The sequence below is a fragment of the Candidatus Spechtbacteria bacterium genome, assembly GCA_016188605.1.
GTDB lineage: Bacteria > Patescibacteriota > Minisyncoccia > Spechtbacterales > JACPHP01 > JACPHP01.
The window spans coordinates 1-22356 of sequence record JACPHP010000005.1; the positions used below are offsets into that span (position 1 = coordinate 1).

Here is a 22356-nt window from a genome sequence, read left to right on the forward strand (position 1 = left end):
CTTGTGTGATGTTTTTCATACTCGGTGTTGTGTCAACTTTTGTAAGCTTGCGGACTCTGGTGCCGCGTACCTCGACCTTCGACGAGCAGTATTTATTTTTTCGAGATCGGGATTTTGGCATAGAAAAACCCCGTGCTCATCGCACGGGGTTTTTCCCTTTATCCGCAGTTTGCGGACGGAAACGGCTCTATTTGTCAGCTCCTACTTCCCATGACACTTTTTATACTTCTTTCCGCTTCCGTCCTCCTTCTCCGCCAAAGGCGGATTCCATCTACATTAAAATTCCGAAGAACAAGTCGGCGGGACTCCACTTGCATTTACCCTTATTACACATTCTTGCCGTGGCAATGTTTATACTTTATTGGACGGCCATCGGAATGCGTCGCTCCGCAAGGACAGGGGTCGTTACGGTTGATTTCTTTTTTATCTTTTGGCTCGCTTTTTTCTTCGCCCATAGCTATGGAGCCCATTAGGGCGTTGCCGCCAACTTTAAACGATGCTTCGGGGCGGCTCAAAACCATCTCTGTGGTCTTTGGCATTGGAGGAGGATCTTTGAATTGCAAATGAAAGATTGTGCTGACTACTCCGCCGCGGATCGCGCTTAACAGCTCGCGGAACATTTTCACGCCTTCGCTCTTGTACTCAACGAGCGGATCTTTCTGGCCGTAGGCACGCAAACGCACGCTATCACGCAAATGATCCATAGCGTCAAGATCATCCATCCAAAACGCATCAATGGTGCGTAATAACGACCATCTCTCAATTGCCGTTCTCTCCTCTGCCGCGGCCTGCATGCGCTCTTCGTTGCGAGCGTTCAATGTTTCGTACAAAAAACTTTCTAATTCTTGACGCACATTGTCGTCATCTTTATGTGATTGTTCTGCTATAGTTTGTAGTTGCTTGTAGAATTGTTCGTCAAAAGGCGTTAAGCTCCTCACTGTTTCAAAAATTTCCTGAATATTCCAATCCATACGGCTGCCGGTGCAATGCATATTGCATAGTTCTTCAACATATTCTTTCATCATTCCATCTATCGTTTCTTTGAGTTTGTCCGGACTGGCTGAAAGAATGTCGCGGCGGCGGCGATAGATTGTATCGCGCTGTTTATTAAGCACTTCGTCATAATCAAGCACATGTTTTCGCAAATCAAAGTTATACCCTTCAATCTTTTGCTGGGCAGACTCAATCGCGCCGGAAATCATGCGCGATTCAATCGGCTCGTCTTCCGCAATACGCAAAGTCTCCATAAGCCCCTTGATGCGATCGCCGCCAAAAATACGCATGAGATCATCCTCAAGCGATACGTAGAATTGCGAAGAACCAGGGTCGCCTTGGCGCCCCGCGCGGCCTCTTAGCTGGTCGTCAATGCGGCGCGCCTCGTGCCGCTCGGTGCCTATTATATGCAACCCACCGACCGCGCGCACTTTTTCTGCTTCCTCTGCCGAAGGAGGGTTCCCTCCCAATATAATATCAACGCCGCGGCCCGCCATGTTTGTAGCTATGGTTACTTGCCCAACGCGGCCGGCCTGCGCGATAACTTCACCCTCCTGCTCGTGATTTTTAGCGTTTAACATTTGGTGCTTAATTCCTTCGCGGCCCAACATTTCGCTTAACAGTTCATTTTTTTCAATTGAGGTTGTACCAACAAGTACCGGCTGGCCTAAATCGTGGCGTTGTTTTATTTCCCGAATCACCGCTTTGTATTTTCCCATTCGCGTGCGAAATACAACGTCAGCCATATTCTCTCGCATGAGCGGTTTATTTGTAGGCACACTCACAACATCAAGTTTATAAACCTTATCAAACTCCTCGGCGTTAGAAAGCGCGGTACCAGTCATGCCAGCAAGTTTCTTGTACATGCGAAAATAGTTTTGGAATGTTATAGATGCGAGCGTGCGAGATTCTTTCTGCACCTCCACGCCTTCTTTGGCTTCAATCGCTTGATGCAAACCTTCTGAATAGCGGCGGCCTGGCATCAGGCGACCGGTAAACTCATCAACGATAATTACTTCTCCCTTGCGCACGACATAATCTTTATCCAGCTCAAAAAGCGCGTGCGCGCGGAGCGCCTCTTCTAAATGATGCACGAAACGCACTCCTCCACCATCAGCAGGATCATACAGATTAGAAATGCCTAATTTCGCTTCAACTTTTTTAATGCCCTCTTCTGTGATACTCACCGCGCGCATTTTTTCATCCACGTTATAATCTTCGTTCTCTTTCAATGAAGGAACAATTTGCGCAAATGTTTTATACAAACTTCCTGATTCTTCGTCGGGTGCTGAAATAATCAACGGCGTACGCGCTTCATCTATTAAAATACTGTCCACCTCATCAACGATAGCGTAGTTTAACCCTCCCTCTGCTTCTGTGCGCTGAGACATCTGCTCAATACTGTATGCCATGTTGTCACGCAGATAATCAAAACCGTATTCGTTGTTTGTGCCGTAAGTAATGTCGGCGGCATACGCTTGCTTACGAGCCACTGGGCGAAGGTAGCTATCTTCTACCTTGAAACTGCCGAGAATATCTCGCACCTCATCTCGTTCAGAATTTTGGTCATTATCCGCCCGAGGCGGATTAGCCTTGGGCTGAGAACCCTGGCCGCTCTCTGCTTCTGGCATAGCCAGTGCTTCTTCTTTTTTTACTTCATATGAAGGATCGTACAGATAAGCGATCTCATGATTGATACAACCAGTACTCATTCCAAGCGCATAGTAAACCTGACCCATCCACACGGTGTCACGACGAGACAGATAATCATTTACCGTAACCACGTGCACGCCTTTTCCTTCAAGCGCGTTAAGATACACGGCGAGGGTTGCGGTTAGCGTCTTTCCTTCTCCTGTTTTCATTTCCGCGATTTTCCCCTCATGCAGTACAGTTCCTCCCATAATTTGCACATCAAAATGGCGCTGGCCTAGAGTGCGGCGCGCCGCTTCACGAACCGACGCAAACGCCTCCGGCAAAAGATCGGCGAGAGTTTCTCCTTTGGTCATGCGTTCGCGCAAAACAGATGTCTGTTCTTTTAGCTGCGTATCGGAAAGCTCCTTGATTCTTGATTCGAGGACATTTACTTCTCGCGCAACATCTGCAAGACGGTTAACTGCGCTCGCATTGGGGTCGCCAAATATCTGCGAAAAAATCGACATAATATGTCCATTACAGCATAAATTGGTCAAAAATGAAAGCAATTTCAATTGAATATAAAATGAATTGCCCTCCGCAAACTCGGGGGGCAATATTATAACTTATTTAGCAGGCAGCCAATCAAGAAACATCACGCAACATCGCCCACCCGCGCCCGATGGCTCAAATTGCGATGTGTACATCGGGATAACTTTCATGCCCAATTTCCATAATTCGCGAATGAACCATACGTAGCCAGCCTTAGTATTCATATCTAAACCTTCGACGCGGAAAGGATGTCTAATGCCCTGCTTCTTCATTTTATTTACAAGATGGGCATTATTTTTCCAATCTCCCCTATCAAAAGACATGAGCTCGCGAAAGCGAGGATCGTTTTCTGCGATAAACTGACCTTTGGCGCTTAACAGCCGCGATTCTTCGCTCGCGTTAAATGGGACATTTAGCAGATACACATCATCGATGTAAATACTGTTTGCAACAAAACAATTTGCGAGAAATGGAGAAAGCGCCATCAATTGCATTGGGAGAGATCGAATCTTATCCCTGGATTCCTGCGCGAATGCGGGCGGATAATAGATGAAGGCATTACGCGGCTTAAGCGCGTTTGCGGCTGTATCCAGATGATAGAAATAATTACTGACAAGATGCAGTAATACCAGCACTTCGTCCTGCTCAAGCATATCTTGAATGTATGGCGCCGCTTCATCGCTTGAACGCATGCCGTAGCCTAGGAACACATGGCGGCTGCCACCAACCAAAGTGTCTCCCTGGCCTTCCCAAAAAATATCTGGTGGCAAAAGACGAAGCTTGCCGCTTGCTCTATCAAAGCCCAATCGTTCGAACCAGTCACGGAAAACAGGCTGCTCTGGCCGCCGAATTGGCTGACGGAAGTTAGCAAGCAGAGCTCTATCACCGTGCGCCCATCCACCGTTTGCGGCAAAAACATTGTCCCATCCATTTTCGCGAGGGCACATCAAGCGCACTGATAATCCAAACATTTGCAAAAGATTCACTAGGTCTGTCCATTCTCGCATTGCAAGGCGCTTGTCTATTTCTTCATCCGGATTCATGTGTCCATTTTCAATCGCAGGAATATCGTATTCGCCCGTAAGACAAACTAATGCGCCGACTGCGCTCATGACCGCCTCCTATTTTGAAAAAACTAAAATCCTATTCATAGGGTAATACATTCTAAATAAATGTCAAAATCCAAATGTCAAATTACAAATCAAATCCAAATGACCTAATGATAAGGATTTGGATTTTTGATTTTACCTTGATTTGACATTTATAATTTGGACTTTGACATTAACTATCTACATCTGCTTCTCTTTGTATTTCTTAAGCTGGACTTGCAATTCATCTTTCATGTCATCAATCGCAAGATGGAGTTCTGGCTGAATTGATTCCGCGCGAATTTCCTGATCTCCAGGAAGACGAATCTGCCCCTCTGCAAAAAAAACATCTCCCTTGTTGTGATGCTCGGTGGTGCGGCCAACTTCAACCCACGCTTCCACCGTTGCCCCACCCCCATTCATCTCGCTGTCGCTCACGTTTATTAAATCGCTCAAATCTTCTATTTTTTGCGTAACATATTCTGCAACTGCGTTGGAGGGATCTATTTTGGTGTATTTTAGATTGAGTTTCATAAGTTATTAATAATTGTATATAATCAACGAATAACTAATCTGTACGAATATACGAATACTGACTACAGACCGATTAATTTTCGTTTATTCGTAACGGATTCGTTATTCGTTGATGCTCTTAAAATACAAACTCCGGCTCTTCTTCAAGAATTATGCCGAATTTTTCCCGCACGCGTGTGCGCATGTGGCTCGCAACCATAACAATATGCTCCGCTCTGGCATTGCCCGTGCGGTTGATAATAAAGTTGGGATGCTTTCCGCTTACCTCCGCGCCGCCGATATTAAAATTCTTCAAATCACATTTATCAATAAAGTATGCGGTGGCTACCTGATTATCACGTACCGCCTGCTTCATATCGGGATAACGATTCCATAGACCAATACGAATATTCTCAACACCAATGCGCTTAAACACGCTGCCACAATTAGGATAATCGAGAGGATGGCGCTCGCGCCTCCACGCGCGAAGCTCTTCTGCTTTTTGTGTGAGCGCGGCCTTGTTACCAGGCATAAATCTAAAAACTACAGACAAAATAATACTGCCTGACTCTTCCTTAAAAATACTTGAACGATATGCAAAATGACAATCCGCGTTTGAAAAAGATTGCACTTTTCCGTTCGGCATGACTGCGTCAACAGACTCAATTACATTCCTTGTTTCTCCGCCAAAAGCACCGGCATTTCCTCGCACTGCTCCCCCTACTTGCCCAGGCACTCCAGCAGCCCATTCGAGTCCGGCAAGCCCCTGTTCGAGGGAGGCATCCACGACATCTTGCAGGGGTGTGCCCGCCATCACTTTCATGATTGTGCCACAATCATCTTCTGTAAATTCTATTCCCGAATTATTTGTAGTAATAACAAGACCGTGATAGCCATTATCCGACATCACGACATTCGTTCCTCCGCCCAGCACAAAATACGGCACGCCTTGTTTTTTTGCCCAAGAAAGAGCTAAACGCGCGTCGCGTTCATTTTTTACTGACGTAAAATATCTTGCTGGCCCGCCAACACGAAGGCTCGTGAGTCCCGCAAGCTCTATGTTCTCTTTAATTGTCATGGGGCAAATGCTGTTAAGGCGATAAACCCGATAATCATTAATCCTATTGTAGTTAGTATAATTGGCATATAGTTTATAATTAATTAGGTTGCCGCGCCCCGCCACGGCGGGGCGCGGCGCGCGATGACGTAAAATTAAAGCAAACTCGTAATTCCTAGATTAATTAACCTCCCAATTCCTCAATCTTTTGTTTGGCAGGTATATCGTTTGGATAATAATTAATGATCTGCCCATACCAATATCTTGCATTGCTTATATCTTTAGTTCTTTCGTAATATTGAGCGAGAGCGCGCAGTAATATAATGTCCTGTGGATCATACGAAAGTCCCGAACGGAGCAATTCTGGTGTTTTGAAATATTTTTCCGGCATATAAAAACGGTATAGCTCTGCTAATCCCAAATATGCCTGCTTTTGATTTTTGGGGTCAAATTCGATCGCCCGCAAAAAAGCGCGCTCGGCGTCTTCAGATTTATTTTCTTTTTTCAAATCAAATCCCGTTTTTTCATAAGCCAAACTCCTGCTGGATATCCCGGAAGATTGAACGCGTTCCTCAAGTTTACGCTCGGAGTTCTTGTCGCTGATAAATGTCCACGCGACAACGACAATTACAATAACGCCAACAGAAAGTATAGCCAATCGAAAATTATTATAGCTAAAAAATTTCATAATCAAGGCGACCAGCAATCTAGGTCGTAATTACCAATTAAAATTTCTTTTGAAGCTCCGTAATCTTAATTTGCATATACCTATCTTGGGGGTACATTTCAACAATCTTTTGATACCATTGAAATGCCGGCACGTATTCCCCTATCCTTTCATAATGCTCCGCCAGCCCCCGCATAAGGACGCGGCTTTTAGGGCTCTCGGCGAGGCCGCGCAAATAAACATGCGCTAAACCCGAATCTTTCTCTGAAAGTTCTTCGCTGTATATACGCGACAACGCGCTGTATGCCGCAAGTTGAAGGCCGGGCTCTAAATCTATTGCGGCTTTATATGAAGATGCGGCATCCTCAAACTGCCTTGCCTCTTCAAAACGCTTCGCAAGCGTAACTAATTCCTCCGGTGTTTTCATGCCGACGCTAAGTTCCGCGAAACTCCCCAAATTTCTGCCAAAATTATACCATGCCAAAAAAACTGCGATTACCACAGCTGCAACAAACAACAATCCAAATAAAATAAACTTTCTGTTCATATTACAATATATACTACGAGATATACTAAATTACAATAGAATAGAACAACCAGTTAACCACAACAGTCGGCATCAGCATCAGGACGGACCGACCCTCCGCAGGAGGGTCGGTCCGTCCTGATGCTTTGGTGTATGGAAATAACCAAAAACCGTTCCGAGCGTAGGCTAGAACGGTTTTTGGTTATCGTGCAGAAATTCAGCATTATTCCATTGTTCCGCAGTAGTCTTCAGCGTTACTCCTACTTCGTTGAAGTAATCGCTGTGCCGAGCGGATAGAAGTTTACGCCTGCTTCAATATGGTTGACGTGGTATATGGCATCCCAATCATATCCTTCTGCTTCAAACTGTACGGCGGTCATGTTAAGCCATTGTCTTTGGCCGACATCACTGTTTACAGCTGAAGAGATTTTATAAACCCTGGGATCATACACAGAACCATCCGCGTTTACTTCAATCACCAGATCGGCGAGAGTAAAGGCGTCCATTACTGTTTGCGATACACTCTTGACGTTGCTCCACTTGAGGTGGCCATAGGAGTTGAAGATATCCGGATTGAGAATCAATCTCTTGAACTTCTTTGTTCCTATCAGCTTGACAATGAAAATGTCGTAGGAGGTATCGGTCTTGATGAGGTCGCCATCAACCAGGGTGGCGCCGGTGGTGTCCGTAAGCGATACGTCAGTTGGAGCTTCGCCGAAGACGGCAAAATATGTGAAATGCGTAGTTGTGGCGCTTACTGTCTTTGTCACCGTATCCACGGTTGAAGGCAACACAACCCATTTTCCTGTTGCAGTATCGTAATAATAAACCTTGAGAGAGTTCTTATTAAGACCCGTCACTTGCGCGTCAGTATAGGTGAAAGAAACAGTAAGCGCAGTGCTAAATGTGCTTACACTCATAACACCCGCGGTGGCAGTGTAGCTATACACATTACTACCTACCATCTTTTTATCCGAAGGCACCGCGGCTACTGCTGATAATACGGCTGATGCTGTTTTTACAACTGGAGTAATGGTTACCGAAGTATCAGTTGAGATTGCTGATGCCGGTATTGTAACTGCCGCTTTCCCGCCATCAGACGCTGTAACAGAAGCCGACCCTCCTAGAGACGAATTGGCAGTTACACTTCCAGTGGTTGATGAAGGAACTGTTGTATCGGTAGTAACCGGCCCAGCACCACCGCCACCGCCTCCTCCTCCTCCGCCGCCTCCGGATGTTGTAGCCCCGTTAGAAACTGTAGAGATGCGACCTATGGTGTCCCCGTTATGTGATTTATCAACCGCGGTTACAACATAATAGTAAATTGAGTTTGCGGTAACATTTGTATCGCTAATACTTTTAGAGGTAAGGGTTGTTTGGTTGACTTGGCACACTTCAGACATACCAGACAAACATGCCTGACCGTTCAATGCTGAAAATGTACCTGTCTTGTTGCGGTAAACTTCGTACTCAAGAATATCAGATGGAGCGGAATACGCAGTCCAATCAATAAGAATACTTGAAGCAGAACCGCTAACGGTCGGCTTGGCCGGGATTGCCGGAGGATCATTGTCTGCTTCCGTCTGCGCGCCCCAGACGGTCATATGCGGAGTTGACGTGATAAGTTCAACTTTATAATCGGTATAGTAGTTTGAGTCAGTGCCGATATTTGTTGTAAAGGTATCAAAGTTGACATACGCGAACGTGCTTAAGCCGTCCCCTGCCGCGTCAACCTGAACGCGCTGAATTGTTGGCACATCAACCCAATCACCTCCTGAACCCTTTTCATTGTCCCAGAAAGCAAGCTGCAAATCTTGAACCTTGTCATCAACATTGGTAGCGTCAACATCATTAGCAGTATCCGTAATCATCGTGTCAATGTCAGACTTGGTGTAGATAACACTGAAATCAACGGCATTATCAAGCTTGCTTTGCTTTCCACCATCTACTTCAATATCTTTCTCGTCGCCAAAGACAGATGTTCCCGTAAACTCGTGAATCGGCGGATCGGACTCAATATCAAGAGATTTTGTGGTAGCGCCGGTGCCCAAGTCCTGCGGCTTGAGTGTTAGCTCAACATTATTCGCCCCAACATCATCAATCACTTTTCCGGTGCTCGGAGTGACAGAATCGCTAGATGACTCGGATGCCGTAAATTCGGTAATCTGATCGTTAGCTGTAACGGTTACGGCACTTCCCGAAGTACTGCGCACCGCAACATTCTCTTCGTAGCCAGACGCAGATTTAACCTGCATGTCCCATGTAGTGCCTGAATCAACATTAAGCGTGAAAGCGCCATTTATAATAGGAGCTCCTGTAGTTCCCGTGCCGCCGAACTCCTCCGCGTATACATAGCCCTCTGACACAAGAGTACTGCCGTTTGATTCGTATACGGTACCGGTGATAGTTGAACCCACTGGTGGTACGGAGATGGTGAGATTTGTCGTATCCACGCTTATATTCGTGGCATTCTGATAGTCCTTATGCGTTTCGTCTTGAATCGCAAGACTGTATGTTCCTGTAGGCACTTCTATTGTAAACGTACCGTCAGACTGGGTTTCTATCTGATAGCCAAGCCCAGTTGTATTGTCTTTTACTGTAACCCACGCGTCATTTATGTTGGCGCTTGAGACGCTGTCCGTCACCGTGCCTGCGATTGTCATCGTAGTAGTTGTAAGATCAAACTCTATTGTTGCTGGAGTTCCGGCGGTAACTTTGAACGCGCCACTAGTTAAGGACGAGGCCTTAGGTGTTAACTCGCCAAAACCCGGGATAGACGCGAGTACATCGTAACTGTTTGAAGGAAGAACTTTTGTCGTCCACGTCGCGGTGCCCGCGGTGGCTGCCGCGTCATCTATGAAAACGGTCTTTTCTTTACCTGAAGAAGGATCAAGGAAGCTAATTACTGCCTCATCAATTGTTGCCGTGTCGTTTTCGTACGTCGCGGGAATGTTATTAACCTTAATTGTTACCTGAACCGCGTCTTGAACGGTCCAATTATTCCCAGATGAATCAGCAGAAAGTACATTAACGCCTGTAATCTCCTTGAGTGGTCCGTATTTTGTAGTTGCTTTAAGCGTATATCGGGTTGAGGCCGTATTTGCAGGAACCTTAATGGAATAGGTGCCGTCAAACGACTTGGATGTAGCGCTGACATCACGGCCGGTTGGTTGGCCTGTTGCGGTTGTAATCTCAAAGGCGGTTACGGTAACATCTCCCTTGGCTCCTCCTGAAGCACACGTATCACCAGAGAACGAACTGCAAGTATAGCCAGAAATCGCTCTTAAAGTAACACCTGTCCCTACTTTAAAGTCATACCCTTCGGCATTGGCGCTTTCCGCAAGCACGGCGCTGTAGCTGTTGGACCCGACGGTTCCTATAGTTGTGGAAGATGTCTGGATCAATCCAAACTGCGGATGCCGCGCCTCAACTTTCCATGTACCGGCACCCGGAAAAGCGGTGTAGTATCCGGAGGCATTGGTAGAGGCGTTAAAGAATTCATTAGTTGTCGCATTATAGAAGCCGACGGACGCGCCAACGATCGGGCTTCCCGCATCATCCAAAACAGAACCCTTAATAGAGGCGTTGCCTTTCTTCATCGTAAAATTGACATTCGCCTTAGGAGCTACAGCCTGCACTTCCGCAGGAGATTTCAATCCCGGCTTGCCCACACCGACACTATAGGTGCCTGCAGGTACATATAACGTATAGGTGCCATCCGCCTGGGTACGCGCGAAAGCGTCGTTAAAGCCAGAACTATGCGCCCACACATCTATATCCGCAAGAGCGTTGTTAGAATCGTCTTTTACGGTTCCTGTGATGGTATCGGTTGAAGCAAGAGTGCTAAGCGCAAAATTAACACCGGTCACATTCACCCCCGCGACAGGAATGAACTTAGGTACCGGAGGCATAAAAGAAGTTGACTGCACAAACATTCCGCCGCCAAACATATTGGGCGGCACCCACATATCAACGCCGATATTCCAATCGCCATCGGTCACGGTAATGCTGTACGCGGTGCTTGCGGCGTTCGCCAGCGTTATTTTCTTGTCCGTCCAGCCAGCAGAGCCGTTAGCGAATATGCGCACCTCTTTGCCGTTCATAGTAGCGCTATGCGTAATGGTGCCGGATATCGTAAGCGTACCCTTTACAAGGGTAATTGTTTTTTCCGTTACTTGAGATACTTCGTCCGTAACATTGAGACTAAATCCTGCTCCACCCATATATCCCTGGCCATCAGGCGGCTGAACAAAGAGCCAGTATTCAACGCCGTCATTTGCAACAGCATCAGTTGAAGGAAGGGGCAAGCCCGCGAAAGTAAAGCGGCCGCTCGTATCTGTTGTTTGCTCCATGTGCCCTCCGCGCGGGCTATCCAAGAACACCTTAACGCTCCCAACGGCGGCTCCGGCAGAATCTTTCACGTAACCGGCAATACGGCCATTACCAGCTTTATTGATCGGGAAAGGCATTGATGTAAGATTGGAGTCCAAAGTTTTGCCTGTGGCATCTTTAGTAGAAACAGTAACGGTATAACCTCCAATCCCTCCGCGCGTAAAGTCAATCGCGGAGGCATCTGTCGCGTTCTTAATGCCTTTAAGGTCAAAACTCAAGAAGTCTTTAATGGCTGTGGAACCTGTGCCATCAACCGCAAGCTGAATCTCAACCTTGCCGGTTGAAGGCGAGTTGCCTTTCACGCCATCAGAATCAAAGGCAGTGTCAAAGGTAACTTTGTTGGGTCCGGGGCCATTTAGATCATTATTAGTCCATGCTTCGGATGTCGCGACAGGCGCTACGTTGGACACATCAAACCCGACTGGGAATTCAAGAATTATCTTGCCATCGTTATTAATAGCTTGAGAAATAGGAACATCAACAAAGTACTTGCTTACTTGCCCCGCTAGCTGGTTATCAGGCCATACGTTGATCGGCGTAAACATCATGACGAATGTGTTTTTCGCATCATCCATGCCACACCCGAAGGCAAAGGTACCGAAACCGCACGCATCCTTACCAGGGCCAGCAAAGCTATGCACGGTTAAGCTCTTGCTATTATCGGTAGCGGCAACCGCGACGCCATTCATACCCTTTACTTTGTTATCGGGTTGGCGAACGGCAATGGTGTATGTCGCGTTATCAGTAAGCCCAAGACCATCTATATGCAACTCTTTCATGAATGCGTCATAGAAAAAGTTTTTACCAGTCAAGCTTACATCGGCACTAGATGAATCTGTCATACGCCAGTTCGCGGCATCTATGACAGTGGATTCCTTCATAGCCAAATCAAAACCGATACTAACATGGAAACTATCACCATCCACCCATTTCATCTTAGGGGCCGTTGTACTCAAAGTTCCCGTTGTAAAGCTTACCGTGCAGCCGACACAACCTGTTCCAAGCGGATTACCAGCGACATCGGTAATAGCGGCGCCATCCAGAGTCAAAGTATGCGCGGTGCTTGCGATAAGAGCAGAACCGAGCCAGAAGTGCAAAACGCGGCTGAATGGATCATATTCTACGTCCATAGGATTAACAGGTATCCCACCGCCTGTTACTAGAGTAACGGTGGATGTTGTAAACGTCGCTGGATTCATGTCTTCGCTAAAGCGCATGCCAATATCAGGAATTGTCGGATCAACGGAGGAGGTAGTTATACCTTCGGCGGTAAACTTATTATCCATTATTGTAGGCGCTGAAGAATCTGCTCCTGAAGCAGCCGTAAATTTAGAGAAATACGCGGCGCCAAGCGGTGTTCCAAAGGTGCTTTTAACTCCAGTAGTTACATTAAACTGATAGCAAGCATTCGCCGTAAGAGTTGATGAAGGAGTAAAGATTACAATACCTCCCCCATTACTTTCGTAAGACAAACTGCCAGCTAAAGTACCTTCAAACGTACCATCGCAAGCAGAATCTGATTCTATCTTGAAAGTGGTGGAAGTGATTGTTGTTTGGTCAAGTGGCGTGGAGAACTTAGCGCCCAAGAACTTTATATTTGTAGGCACGCTATTTGCTCCAGGGAAAGGCATAGTGCCTTCCACAAATGGAAGTCCAGAACCCTTGCCTCCGCCAGCCGTGCCGCCGCCGCCAACAGGCGGAAGAATTGGACCGCCGCCGCCTGAAGTAAAGTCAGGCGTGAGGTTAGTGGGCGAGCTTACACCCGGGAAAGAAGGATTGGTACACGTAGTATCGTTACAAGCAAGAACATACGCGATATACTGTTCATCCGGGAATATCGGATAGAACTGTGTCGCTGTCATAGGACTCGTGTAATTGAAACGGCTGTCGTCAAAAATCTTGTAGGTCGTGCTGGCAGTGTTTGCGGTAAAGGTTAATGTTGCCGAAGAGATCGGGCTTGAGTTTATCTGATACTGCGAACTTGTGTTTAAGCCAACTCCACCAGGAAGAATATAAACTCTATAATGATTAACTGTGCCGGCAGCCGGAGCAACCCACGTAACGGTGATGTCATTTCCGTCAATTCCAGGATTTGTGGTATCGCTATCTGTCAAAGTAATGCTGGTTGGCGATGCCAATGCAAGCGCGGTTAATACAGGGCCTGAAGCTGTTGTAGCGTCAGCATTACCGTTAACATCCTTAATGTCTGATGTCGGGTTGACGGTGGTTGTGCCAAATACTGGCGCGGTACTTGGAACGGCAGCCACGGTAAGCTTAAGAAGGGAATTTGAAGGACTATCAACCCATACAAGTGTTGGATTTGCTCCGTAGTCAGCACCGCCAGATGCTAACACGCGCGTGCTGACATTCGCCCCGGAAACTGTTGTTGTATCTACACCTTCGCTAAATCTAAAGTAAATAATATCGCCAACATTAAGCGCGCCTGACGAATCGACATCATGGACTTGCGCCGCGGTAAGAGTAGGGCCGGTCAAATCAAGAATACCTGGACGGAAAATGTTACCGAAACTAGCGGTGTGAATATACATTGAGTCAAACCATATCTTCTGCCCCGCCGCTATCGTAGGGCTTGTGCCGAGAGTAACCGTTAGTGTTTTATTTGAATTGCTCCAAGCAGTTGCGACGCCAGACCCCCATGTTTTTTGCTCGCATACAAACGTGGTGGAGTTACATGCCTCAATCCAAAGCGCAAAGTCGGTATTCGCGGCAAAATCTGTAACGGTCGCGTCCATACCAACGTTAAAAAGAAATGTTACCGTGTCGCCTGCGTTTATGGTTGTGCTAGCGTTAACATCAACATACTTGACCGAAACAAGGTCGGGCGCGGTCGTTACAATAGACTTTGTCCCAGTTCCGGCATTTCCAACGTAATCGGTAATACCAGTAGGCGCTACGGAATTGCCGTTTGCAATAAGAGTTTTGCCGGTAGCAGGAGCTCCCAGAATTATTTCAACTTTTTTATTAGCATCTGCCCCTATTGCCAAAAATGTTGCCGATGCTCCTTGGCCCCATGTACAGCCGCTCGCGCCGCAGGTACCAGTGCCTGCCACAATTGGCAGAGCCGTGTCAAGAGCAAGGGTCGGCGCGTTTTGGTTAGTAAGATCAAAGAAACTGCCTGGGTCAACGGATTGGTCAAATTCAACTATAATTTTATCGCCAGGTACTATCGCTGAAGAAACTTTTGTTGGGTCAAATGCCATCGTGCCGGCTGTAACTGCCTTTAATTCATTGATAGTTGGTCCTGTTGTATCTGTCAGGGCAACAGAAAGGTTGGTGAGAGTATTATTAACAGTGGAAGAGGCTCCGGTTGTGGCGCCAATAATGGCGGTCCCAGTTAAATTAAGGGTATCTGCTCCAACAGCCGCTCCTCCTGTCATTTTCAAAATAATCTCCTTGCCGTCAGAAGAAACAAAGCTTATCTTTGACGGCGCCACGCCTCCCACGCTCGCGTCCGTAAAGCCAAAGTTAGCGATGGCAAGAGCCGCTGGTGTTGCCGCGTAATTATTAGGCAATGTTTTTAATAATGCTGGGTATGAATACGAAGACGGCATATTGGCCACGGCTTCGCTCAACTTTAAGTACAACTTAGTGCCACCGGCAGATCCGCCAGCGCCAGTTACAAGAGTAGGGCCGCCGGTAATAGCGGGAACGGTGGCAGTACGCCCAGTGCCAGGTGCCGCGGGAATGGCATTACCGCCAAGGTCAGTTACGGTCACGGCAGGATCGCTAATATCAGCAACTGCCGCGGTTGAAGTAGTGCCGATGGTAATAGTAATGGATTTTCCGTCAGCAGCCCAAGCTACGGTGGAATTTCCCCACACATGACCATTATTTAACGGCATACTGGTACTAACATTTGCCGTGGTGATCTTTGTCTGGTCCATGGCCTCGGAAAAGGCAATAATAACCTTGTCTCCCGTCCCCAGAGCGCCGGCGTTGCCCGAACCAATGTCCTGCAAACGAACACTGGAAATAGTAGGGTTGCTTGTATCGGCAACAGCAATAATACCTACATTACCGATAGGATTCCCTTTTTCGCTTTTCACTCCGCCATACCCCCATGGGTCAGTCCAAGGCACTACGTAATAACCAGCTTTAGCATCAGGAAAATTACCCATGGTAACGCGTAGGTTAGTATTGGCTGTCGTGGGTAAATCCCAATTAAGCGTCGCTCCGTCGCCCCAAGAACCCCAGTTACAGTTAGCACGCGAATCCGTGGGTAATGTCATAGAACAGCTGGCACCCCACAAAAGTTCAAAATCCCAAGTGCTAAACGCGCTAAAACGGTCTATATTTTCTGAAAAATAAATGTCTACGGTGTCATTCTGGCTGATGATGCCGTCGCTATTGACGTCCGTGTGGATAACTTTAGTTATCGTAGGCTTAGTAAAGTCAAGGGAACAGGTAAGGACATTTCCCGCCGGAGCATTGGGGCATGGCGTGCCGCCCGCGCCCTGAATAAGCTCGTTGCCAAAAATATCCGCGATGCCGGTATTGTTTGTTACATTAATTTCAAGAGTTTCAAGAGTAGCTACGTTACCATCGTCAATCGCGGCGCCACTCGTGGTTAACCTAATAGTATGATCGTCCCAATCAAGCATGGCGCTATTAACCACGAGACTAGCTATGGCAGTACCGTCGCGCTTAAAGGTGAAGTCGGTAGTGTCTATCGTTGCGCGGTCCACCACCGTCTCAACAAAAACACTCGCATTGCCATTTGTGCCGACGGTGATAGTCTTTACTTTATTAAGACCGGAAATCGCGGGTTCTATCGTCACGTACCAATCAGTCATTTGTGTGTTGAATGCCGTGTCTTTTGGCCCACCGTTCGTACAAAACGAGGTACACACTTTCACTGTATCAGGGGTGGCATTAGGATTCGTGGAAAAATTAGTAGCGGAAATAGTGCCTCCGGACAAGGCGAGCCGTATAATTTTAGTATCGCTCTGTTGTGTCGCGGTAACTACGGTGAGTGTTGTATCGTCCGCGGCGCTTGAAGTTCCCGCGCTGTCTATAACATTATAAAACGCGGTATTTTCAGCAGAAGCCTGATCCATCGCCTTGGAAAATACCACATCAAGCGTTGTGCCATTCACAAAAAACGCGCCCAAAACTTCGGGTGACTGGCTCGCCATGCCAGTGGATCCTCCTGCCGCAAAAGTAAGCGTTTGAGCGGACCCTACCGCAAGAGCATTGCCAAAAATATCCGTAACTCCGGTTGTGATAGTGAGCGTGTCATTGCTTGCGATATTCGCGTCCCAAATATCAAACATAACAACGCTGGGATCCCAGTTTTGCACCCATACATACGCATCTTGAGTTGCTCCATCTTGCGCAAGTAATGTGGCGGTTCCGTCATACGCATCGGTGGAATCGGCTGTCGTCAATTTGTAATTCGCGCGGCTACTAGCAGTTGCAACGCTCATTTGCTCGGAGAAACGAACCTCTACACTATTTTTGCTCCATACGTTCACGCTGGAAATAGTCGGGGCTGTGCTATCTTCAGTCACTGCAGAAAGAGCGATTGGTGTCATGCCACTGTTACAGGCGGCCGCGGGACCGCTAAATCCTTCATCGTATATAGAAGTTGCCGCGCAGGCGATTGTCGTTGTCGCGGGAGGAGCAGAAGCAAAAGTCAAAAGAGCATAACGGCTTCCTCCGTCATGAGTAACACTTGAAAGCGCTGGAGCGCCTGTTCCGGCAATCACAAAGTCAGCCGCCTCCAATTTGCCCGCAGGACCCCATACTTTTGTGCTTGAATTAAACACCGGCTGGGTAAAATCAACTAAAACATTCGTGGATGTTGACTTCCATTTCAAATTTGCCGCTAGAAAGCTTGGCGCGGCTGCATATGCTTCTTGCGCTGGCAAGAGCATAGACAAGGGCACGCCTATTGACCATACGATGACGAATGCGCTTATCATCGCCGCGAAAACTTTTTGAGAAAAAGATTTCCTTGGCTTTGAAGTAACGCACACGGTCTGAAGAAAATATGACATAAGTGCATTTGCTTATAGCTTAAGCGTGGAGCGTAGAGCTATAAGCTGATTAGTGTTTAGTATCTTGCGCTGCGCGCAAGATACTAAATTAATTAATTACAAATTTATTAATTTAAAAAACTGCCGTGTCGTTAGGCAGATTTTCTGTTTGTATAAAAAATGACCTTGAACAAGGGTTAGAAAAATTGAAAACAAACGTAATAAGCGCTACCTCCTGCTGCTGGTTCATTGTTTTGCGTGGCATATACAACAACCTACTTCCTGGATAGGAAGTAAATAAAAAAAGAAGTAAATTCATTACTTCTTTTAGTGTAACAGATTACGCGCAAGTAGTGTAACTGTGGATAACTATCCTGCCGCGGAACTACGCAGAAACTTCAGCGTTGTTCAGCGTATTGTTTCGCGTGGTTCAGCGTCTATTTAAACCAATCAAACTCTTTTTCGTTTACCGTGTAGATCATGTTCCAATGATATCCCCGCGCCAAAAACTCCTGCTCGGTTTGTATCCATTGTTTTGTTCCGTCAGAACCGGCGATAAACACGCGCGGATCCCCCGCAAGCTTGATGACAAAAGACTCTGTGTAAAAGTCCATCTGCTCTTGCGAGACGGTCACAATGTCCTCCCAGCGCAAATTGCCATACATTTCAAAGAGTTCTGCAGTTTGTATCCAACGCCTATATTGCCCCTTTACAATATATACTTCCGGCCTTCCCTCCGCGCGAATTAAACTTCCTTCGGGAAAAAATACAAGTTCTTCCACTTCTTTTGTGCTTTTAACCTGCGTGCCACTATCTTCCGCGCCAATAATAGGCAGCGGCGCGGAAATATCAAAAAAATCAACGCCGGCCGGGACTTTGTTTAATAATTGCGCGTCCATCATAAAGCGCGTAAATGCTGTTTTCCCCATGGTTCCCTTGGAAGTATATTGATTTATCGGCATAATGACAACTTCTTTTATCAATCTGCCGAAATCTGCCACCGCAAAGCCGCCGTCGCCGTCTGCAACCTTCATACGCCTTATCGTTTTACTTCCGTCTGTGCCAAAAACCACGTATGGAACAGTAAAATTACTCGGGACACTGCCATCAAAGGTGAAATAAAAGATATGGTCTTGAGGCTGACTGCTGGTAATGGCCGCCGCTTTATACAAAAACCAATTTCCCGCCCAGTCTTTGGTCGTTTCTCCAAAAGAAACCTTTTGTGTATTTTGAGCTGTTGTGAGAGAAAAACTAATACGTAGCTTGTCCGCGGCAAGATTGGAATTTTTGTAACAATACGTGTCTTGCGGCGCTATAGCGCAATCATTAAGCAAAAGCGTTATAACCCAATCGGTAAAAACGTCCTGAAACTGTTTTTTCGCGCCAATGCCAGCCAGGGCATCATTTATAGCCTCAATACCAACCTCTGGCGACTGGCTAATGCGCGTAAAAAGTTCTTTGCCATATTGCTCGTATAAATAATGGCCAAACAAATTAGCGCCGCCATAATCTTTTGCTCCCCCTCCCCAATCAATCAAAGCATCATCTGGCTGGCGAAGCAAAGCTTGAACGCGATTCTGTAGGTTACTTCCTTCGTATTCATCATCAAATCCAACAAGTGTAGAAGTTACTTCTGACAATATTTCATTTAGCCACACTTCTTCTTCAACGCCGTATCTGCGCGTTTTCTGATTATAATTGATAAGATGCTGCAATTCGTGCGCGAGAAACGCCTTGGCGCGCGGAAACCCTAAATGCGTTACATTTAAGTAAATCATCTCGCGTTCATTGGAATTTGCAATTTGACTGCGCGGGTATTCATCTTTTGGTAAAAAATACCCTCCGGCATCGTCAATCATACGCGTTAAAAGAATGGTAATTTTCACGTCATTGTCAATGCCGGGCAGCCATTCCAAGCCAAAAATACGAGTTATTTGATTATAAATATCACGATCGTATGCTTGTGAAAGAACGGAAATGTTGCCAATCAAAGACTGCTGCTGCGACAAAGCTAGACTGCCCCAATATTCGTCGTCTATATAGTAACGAGCTCGATTTCCCTCGTAACGAGGAGTCGCGGTAATACTGTCTCTAGAGCGCCAGTCATAGCCCGAGTCTACAAAAAAAGGCGTCGCCGCGTATGCTGGCGATGCAAGACCATATACAAAAATGACTGTTATAGATAAAAAAATCGCGCGAAAAACCATAAACATTATTCAACTAAACCTACTGGCGAAGCTTATTTAATTCTTCCGCTATCGCCTTTGCTATATCCGGCTCAAGCCCAGGCACTCTTAATCTTCGCTCAAAGTATTCAATTGCTTTAGCTTTATCCCCCTTATCGCGATAATATACCGCGAGGTATGCCAAAAAATCAGGATGTTCCGGCAAATGAGCAAGCCCATCCTGCATAACTTCAACAATTTTTCCTTCTTTATCGGGAAGACGGTATCTATAGAGATCAGCGAGGTTAATGTAAGCTTCTACATCGCCGGGATTAAATTCAATCACCTTTTTATATGCTTCCTCTGCCCTTTCGTACTGACCAGTTTCTTTATAAGAAACTGCGAGGTTGCCCCAGCCGCGAACATGCGTGCCATCAACTGCAAGGCCAGCGCGATATGCCTCTATTGCGGCGGATTCATCGCCAAGTTGGCGCAACTCAAACCCGATGCCAATATATGCTTCGGCGTCATTTTTAGTATCTTCGTCGTGAAGCTCATCATCAAACTTTCGTATGCTACTAAGAATGCGCTCTTTTTGAGGATGCTTGCTAGCTAGTCCTTCAAGACGTGTGTAATCAAGGGGAAAAAGCGCTGGCTGTGTCTGGCGAAAAAGTATGCCGTATCTCGCCATTAACACATATATTCCCGCGATGATTACGATAAAAGCAAGCAACCCAACCACTATCTTTGGCGTTGAAAAAACACCGCGTTGCTCGTGTCTAGAAGAATAATCTTGTATCATGATTATATTTTTAGCATATTTGACGTATTCATGCAAAATGCGGAGAACCGCTTGTAGTAAATATCTAGGGACAGTAAGCATTGTTCTGCGATGGCTGGGGTCGCAAGCAAACTGCTTTGCTTGCGACGGGAATTTTAGGCGATCCTTCCGCCAAAGGCGGAGTGTGAGCCGTTAATAAGTTCCCAGGGAACGGGTCTGGGCCACAGAACAATATCTACTGTCACCCCCTTGCACTAGTCCTCTTCGTCAATATTCACCAAACTCATTAACGCAAATTCTTTGCAATAAATCTATCGTATGATTGCATATCCGCGCGAATAAACTCCAAAACCTCCGGATGTTGCCCGTTGCGCGACTCCAATTGTTTAGAAAGAAGCTTTATTGTATTTTCGGCAAGCGAGCGAGCATAAAGACGATCTTTTTGCGCTACTTCTAAAATTGCCTTTTGGTGCAAAGAAATCAGCTCCTCTCGCATGGTCTGAAGCATGGCGCGCACTTCGGCGTTTTGCTCTGGCGGCACATCTTTATGCATTGTGTAAAGCGAATCAAAAAGCATCATACCTTCTTTGGCAAATACCGCGCGAAATTCGGAATACGCACCCCATTGCTCGTCAAAAAATACGCGATAATTGGTGTAATCAGCATAGGAAAAACGAATGAAATCAGAGTTTTTGCGGCGTCCCGACTTGGCAATATCGTCAATAAGGAATTTTATATATTCCGTCGCGATCTTGCCTGCGCGTAAGGAATCCTGTTGGGCTACTTGGCGAAGAAGCTCTTTGTGCTGATCGCGAAGCATAGTAAGCGTACTTCTAATCAATGGTTGAGCGTTAGAATGCACGTAATAATAAAAAGGAGCCCAAACAAAAATATGGCGGTCAATCATTTCTAGGGCATAAATGCTTTCGTTTATGGTATTTTGTCCTTCGCTTTCTTCAATTTCTTTCTCATACTCTACACCTGCATCTTTCCTGTACACTTTTGTAACCGCTCCGAACACGCTTCCTGCCTCATAATCTTTATATTTCTGCACTATATTCATTAAAACTTCGTATTCTTCGTATGTGGGATGCGCTAAAGCATCCTTCAATAATGCATCGACTTGCGTAACCGCCGCGGAAAAATTTTTGTCTATATTCATAGCGGCAAGAGATGTTTGCTTTTGCTTTTGCTTTTCACTTTTAGCATTAGCTTCACTTTTTTCCTCTGCTTGTTCTTCGTCGGTTACTTTGGATAATTCAGAAATAAATAGCGTGTCTGTTTGAGGAACTTGCTGCTTGGAGGGAGGCAAATCGCGCTTTTTGATATATTTTTCCTCGTTTTCCCCAACCTCATTGGAAGCAGAAAAAAACATTTTTGCGACACCCAAAAAAATATTTCCCTTCAACGTAAAAAGCACGATAGCAGTAACTACAGCAATAATAGCAATAGAAAAAATACTTTTAAGCATAAATTTGACTGCTCGCTAGTCCTAGTCCACATACTGTCATATCATTGCGCGCCCATAATTTTATCGTCATTGCAAATCTCGCCGTGGCGAGGTTCGCAATGACGTATGTTTGATATCATTCTACTGCCAGAATACAAAAACCGTCCAGAGCTTAGCCAAGGACGATTTTTGTATCCACAAATAAGAGAGTATTTACTTGGTGGAGGTTAGAGCTGTGCCAAGCGGATAGAAGTTTACTCCCGCTTCAATATGGTTGATGTGGTATATGGCATCCCAATCATATCCTTCTGCTTCAAACTGCGCGGCGGTCATGTTGAGCCATTGGCGTTGGCCGACGTCGCTGTCTGGGGCTGAAGATATTTTGTATACTTTGGGATCGTATACTGTGCCATCCGCGTTTACTTCAATCACTAGATCGGCTGAGGTAAAGGCGTCCATTACTGTTTGCGATACACTCTTGACGTTGCTCCACTTGAGGTGGCCATAGGAGTTGAAGATATCCGGATTGAGGATCAATCTC

Annotated in this window: 12 protein-coding genes; all 12 read right to left on the reverse strand. The window is 46.3% G+C overall.

The features are described from left to right. Positions 1–201 precede the first annotated feature (201 nt). Entirely contained in the window at positions 202–258 is a 57-nt protein-coding gene (locus HYV65_00890; protein MBI2462775.1) for an SEC-C domain-containing protein, read from the reverse strand. 68 nt (positions 259–326) lie between these two features. Further along, positions 327–3152 (reverse strand): preprotein translocase subunit SecA, encoded by a 2826-nt coding sequence (gene secA / locus HYV65_00895; protein MBI2462776.1) that lies wholly within the window; start codon positions 3150–3152, stop codon positions 327–329. 99 nt (positions 3153–3251) lie between these two features. Next, positions 3252–4289: a hypothetical protein gene (locus HYV65_00900; protein ID MBI2462777.1), complete on the reverse strand. Its 1038-nt coding sequence runs from the start codon at positions 4287–4289 to the stop codon at positions 3252–3254. Between the two features lie 177 nt (positions 4290–4466). After that, positions 4467–4799: an HPF/RaiA family ribosome-associated protein gene (locus HYV65_00905; GenBank protein MBI2462778.1), complete on the reverse strand. Its 333-nt coding sequence runs from the start codon at positions 4797–4799 to the stop codon at positions 4467–4469. Between the two features lie 118 nt (positions 4800–4917). Beyond that, positions 4918–5856 carry a UDP-N-acetylmuramate dehydrogenase gene (murB, locus tag HYV65_00910; GenBank protein MBI2462779.1) on the reverse strand — a complete coding sequence of 313 codons (939 nt, stop codon included), beginning with the start codon at positions 5854–5856 and terminating at the stop codon, positions 4918–4920. A gap of 163 nt (positions 5857–6019) precedes the next feature. Continuing rightward, positions 6020–6493: a hypothetical protein gene (locus tag HYV65_00915; GenBank protein MBI2462780.1), complete on the reverse strand. Its 474-nt coding sequence runs from the start codon at positions 6491–6493 to the stop codon at positions 6020–6022. Positions 6494–6560: 67 nt separating this feature from the next. Continuing rightward, on the reverse strand, positions 6561–7049 hold the full coding sequence (locus HYV65_00920; protein ID MBI2462781.1) for a hypothetical protein: 489 nt from the start codon (positions 7047–7049) through the stop codon (positions 6561–6563). Between the two features lie 239 nt (positions 7050–7288). Next, complete coding sequence (locus HYV65_00925; GenBank protein ID MBI2462782.1) at positions 7289–17440, reverse strand: carboxypeptidase regulatory-like domain-containing protein; 10152 nt, start codon at positions 17438–17440, stop codon at positions 7289–7291. A 416-nt stretch (positions 17441–17856) separates the two neighbouring features. Then, a complete protein-coding gene (locus tag HYV65_00930; protein MBI2462783.1) occupies positions 17857–19626 on the reverse strand; it encodes a hypothetical protein in 1770 nt (589 codons plus the stop codon). Positions 19627–19645: 19 nt separating this feature from the next. Continuing rightward, positions 19646–20386: a tetratricopeptide repeat protein gene (locus tag HYV65_00935; GenBank protein MBI2462784.1), complete on the reverse strand. Its 741-nt coding sequence runs from the start codon at positions 20384–20386 to the stop codon at positions 19646–19648. A 265-nt stretch (positions 20387–20651) separates the two neighbouring features. After that, on the reverse strand, positions 20652–21836 hold the full coding sequence (locus tag HYV65_00940; protein ID MBI2462785.1) for a hypothetical protein: 1185 nt from the start codon (positions 21834–21836) through the stop codon (positions 20652–20654). Positions 21837–22028: 192 nt separating this feature from the next. After that, the coding region (locus HYV65_00945; GenBank protein ID MBI2462786.1) for a hypothetical protein at positions 22029–22356 on the reverse strand (328 nt) is incomplete at its 5' end.

Bases quoted from the DNA above. Each gene is read 5' to 3' on its own strand.
- HYV65_00940 (MBI2462785.1), bottom strand. From the start codon at position 21,836: ATGCTTAAAAGTATTTTTTCTATTGCTATTATTGCTGTAGTTACTGCT.
- HYV65_00920 (MBI2462781.1), bottom strand. From the start codon at position 7,049: ATGAACAGAAAGTTTATTTTATTTGGATTGTTGTTTGTTGCAGCTGTG.
- HYV65_00935 (MBI2462784.1), bottom strand. From the start codon at position 20,386: ATGATACAAGATTATTCTTCTAGACACGAGCAACGCGGTGTTTTTTCA.
- HYV65_00925 (MBI2462782.1), bottom strand. From the start codon at position 17,440: ATGTCATATTTTCTTCAGACCGTGTGCGTTACTTCAAAGCCAAGGAAA.
- HYV65_00930 (MBI2462783.1), bottom strand. From the start codon at position 19,626: ATGGTTTTTCGCGCGATTTTTTTATCTATAACAGTCATTTTTGTATAT.
- HYV65_00900 (MBI2462777.1), bottom strand. From the start codon at position 4,289: ATGAGCGCAGTCGGCGCATTAGTTTGTCTTACGGGCGAATACGATATT.
- HYV65_00905 (MBI2462778.1), bottom strand. From the start codon at position 4,799: ATGAAACTCAATCTAAAATACACCAAAATAGATCCCTCCAACGCAGTT.
- secA (MBI2462776.1), bottom strand. From the start codon at position 3,152: ATGTCGATTTTTTCGCAGATATTTGGCGACCCCAATGCGAGCGCAGTT.
- murB (MBI2462779.1), bottom strand. From the start codon at position 5,856: ATGACAATTAAAGAGAACATAGAGCTTGCGGGACTCACGAGCCTTCGT.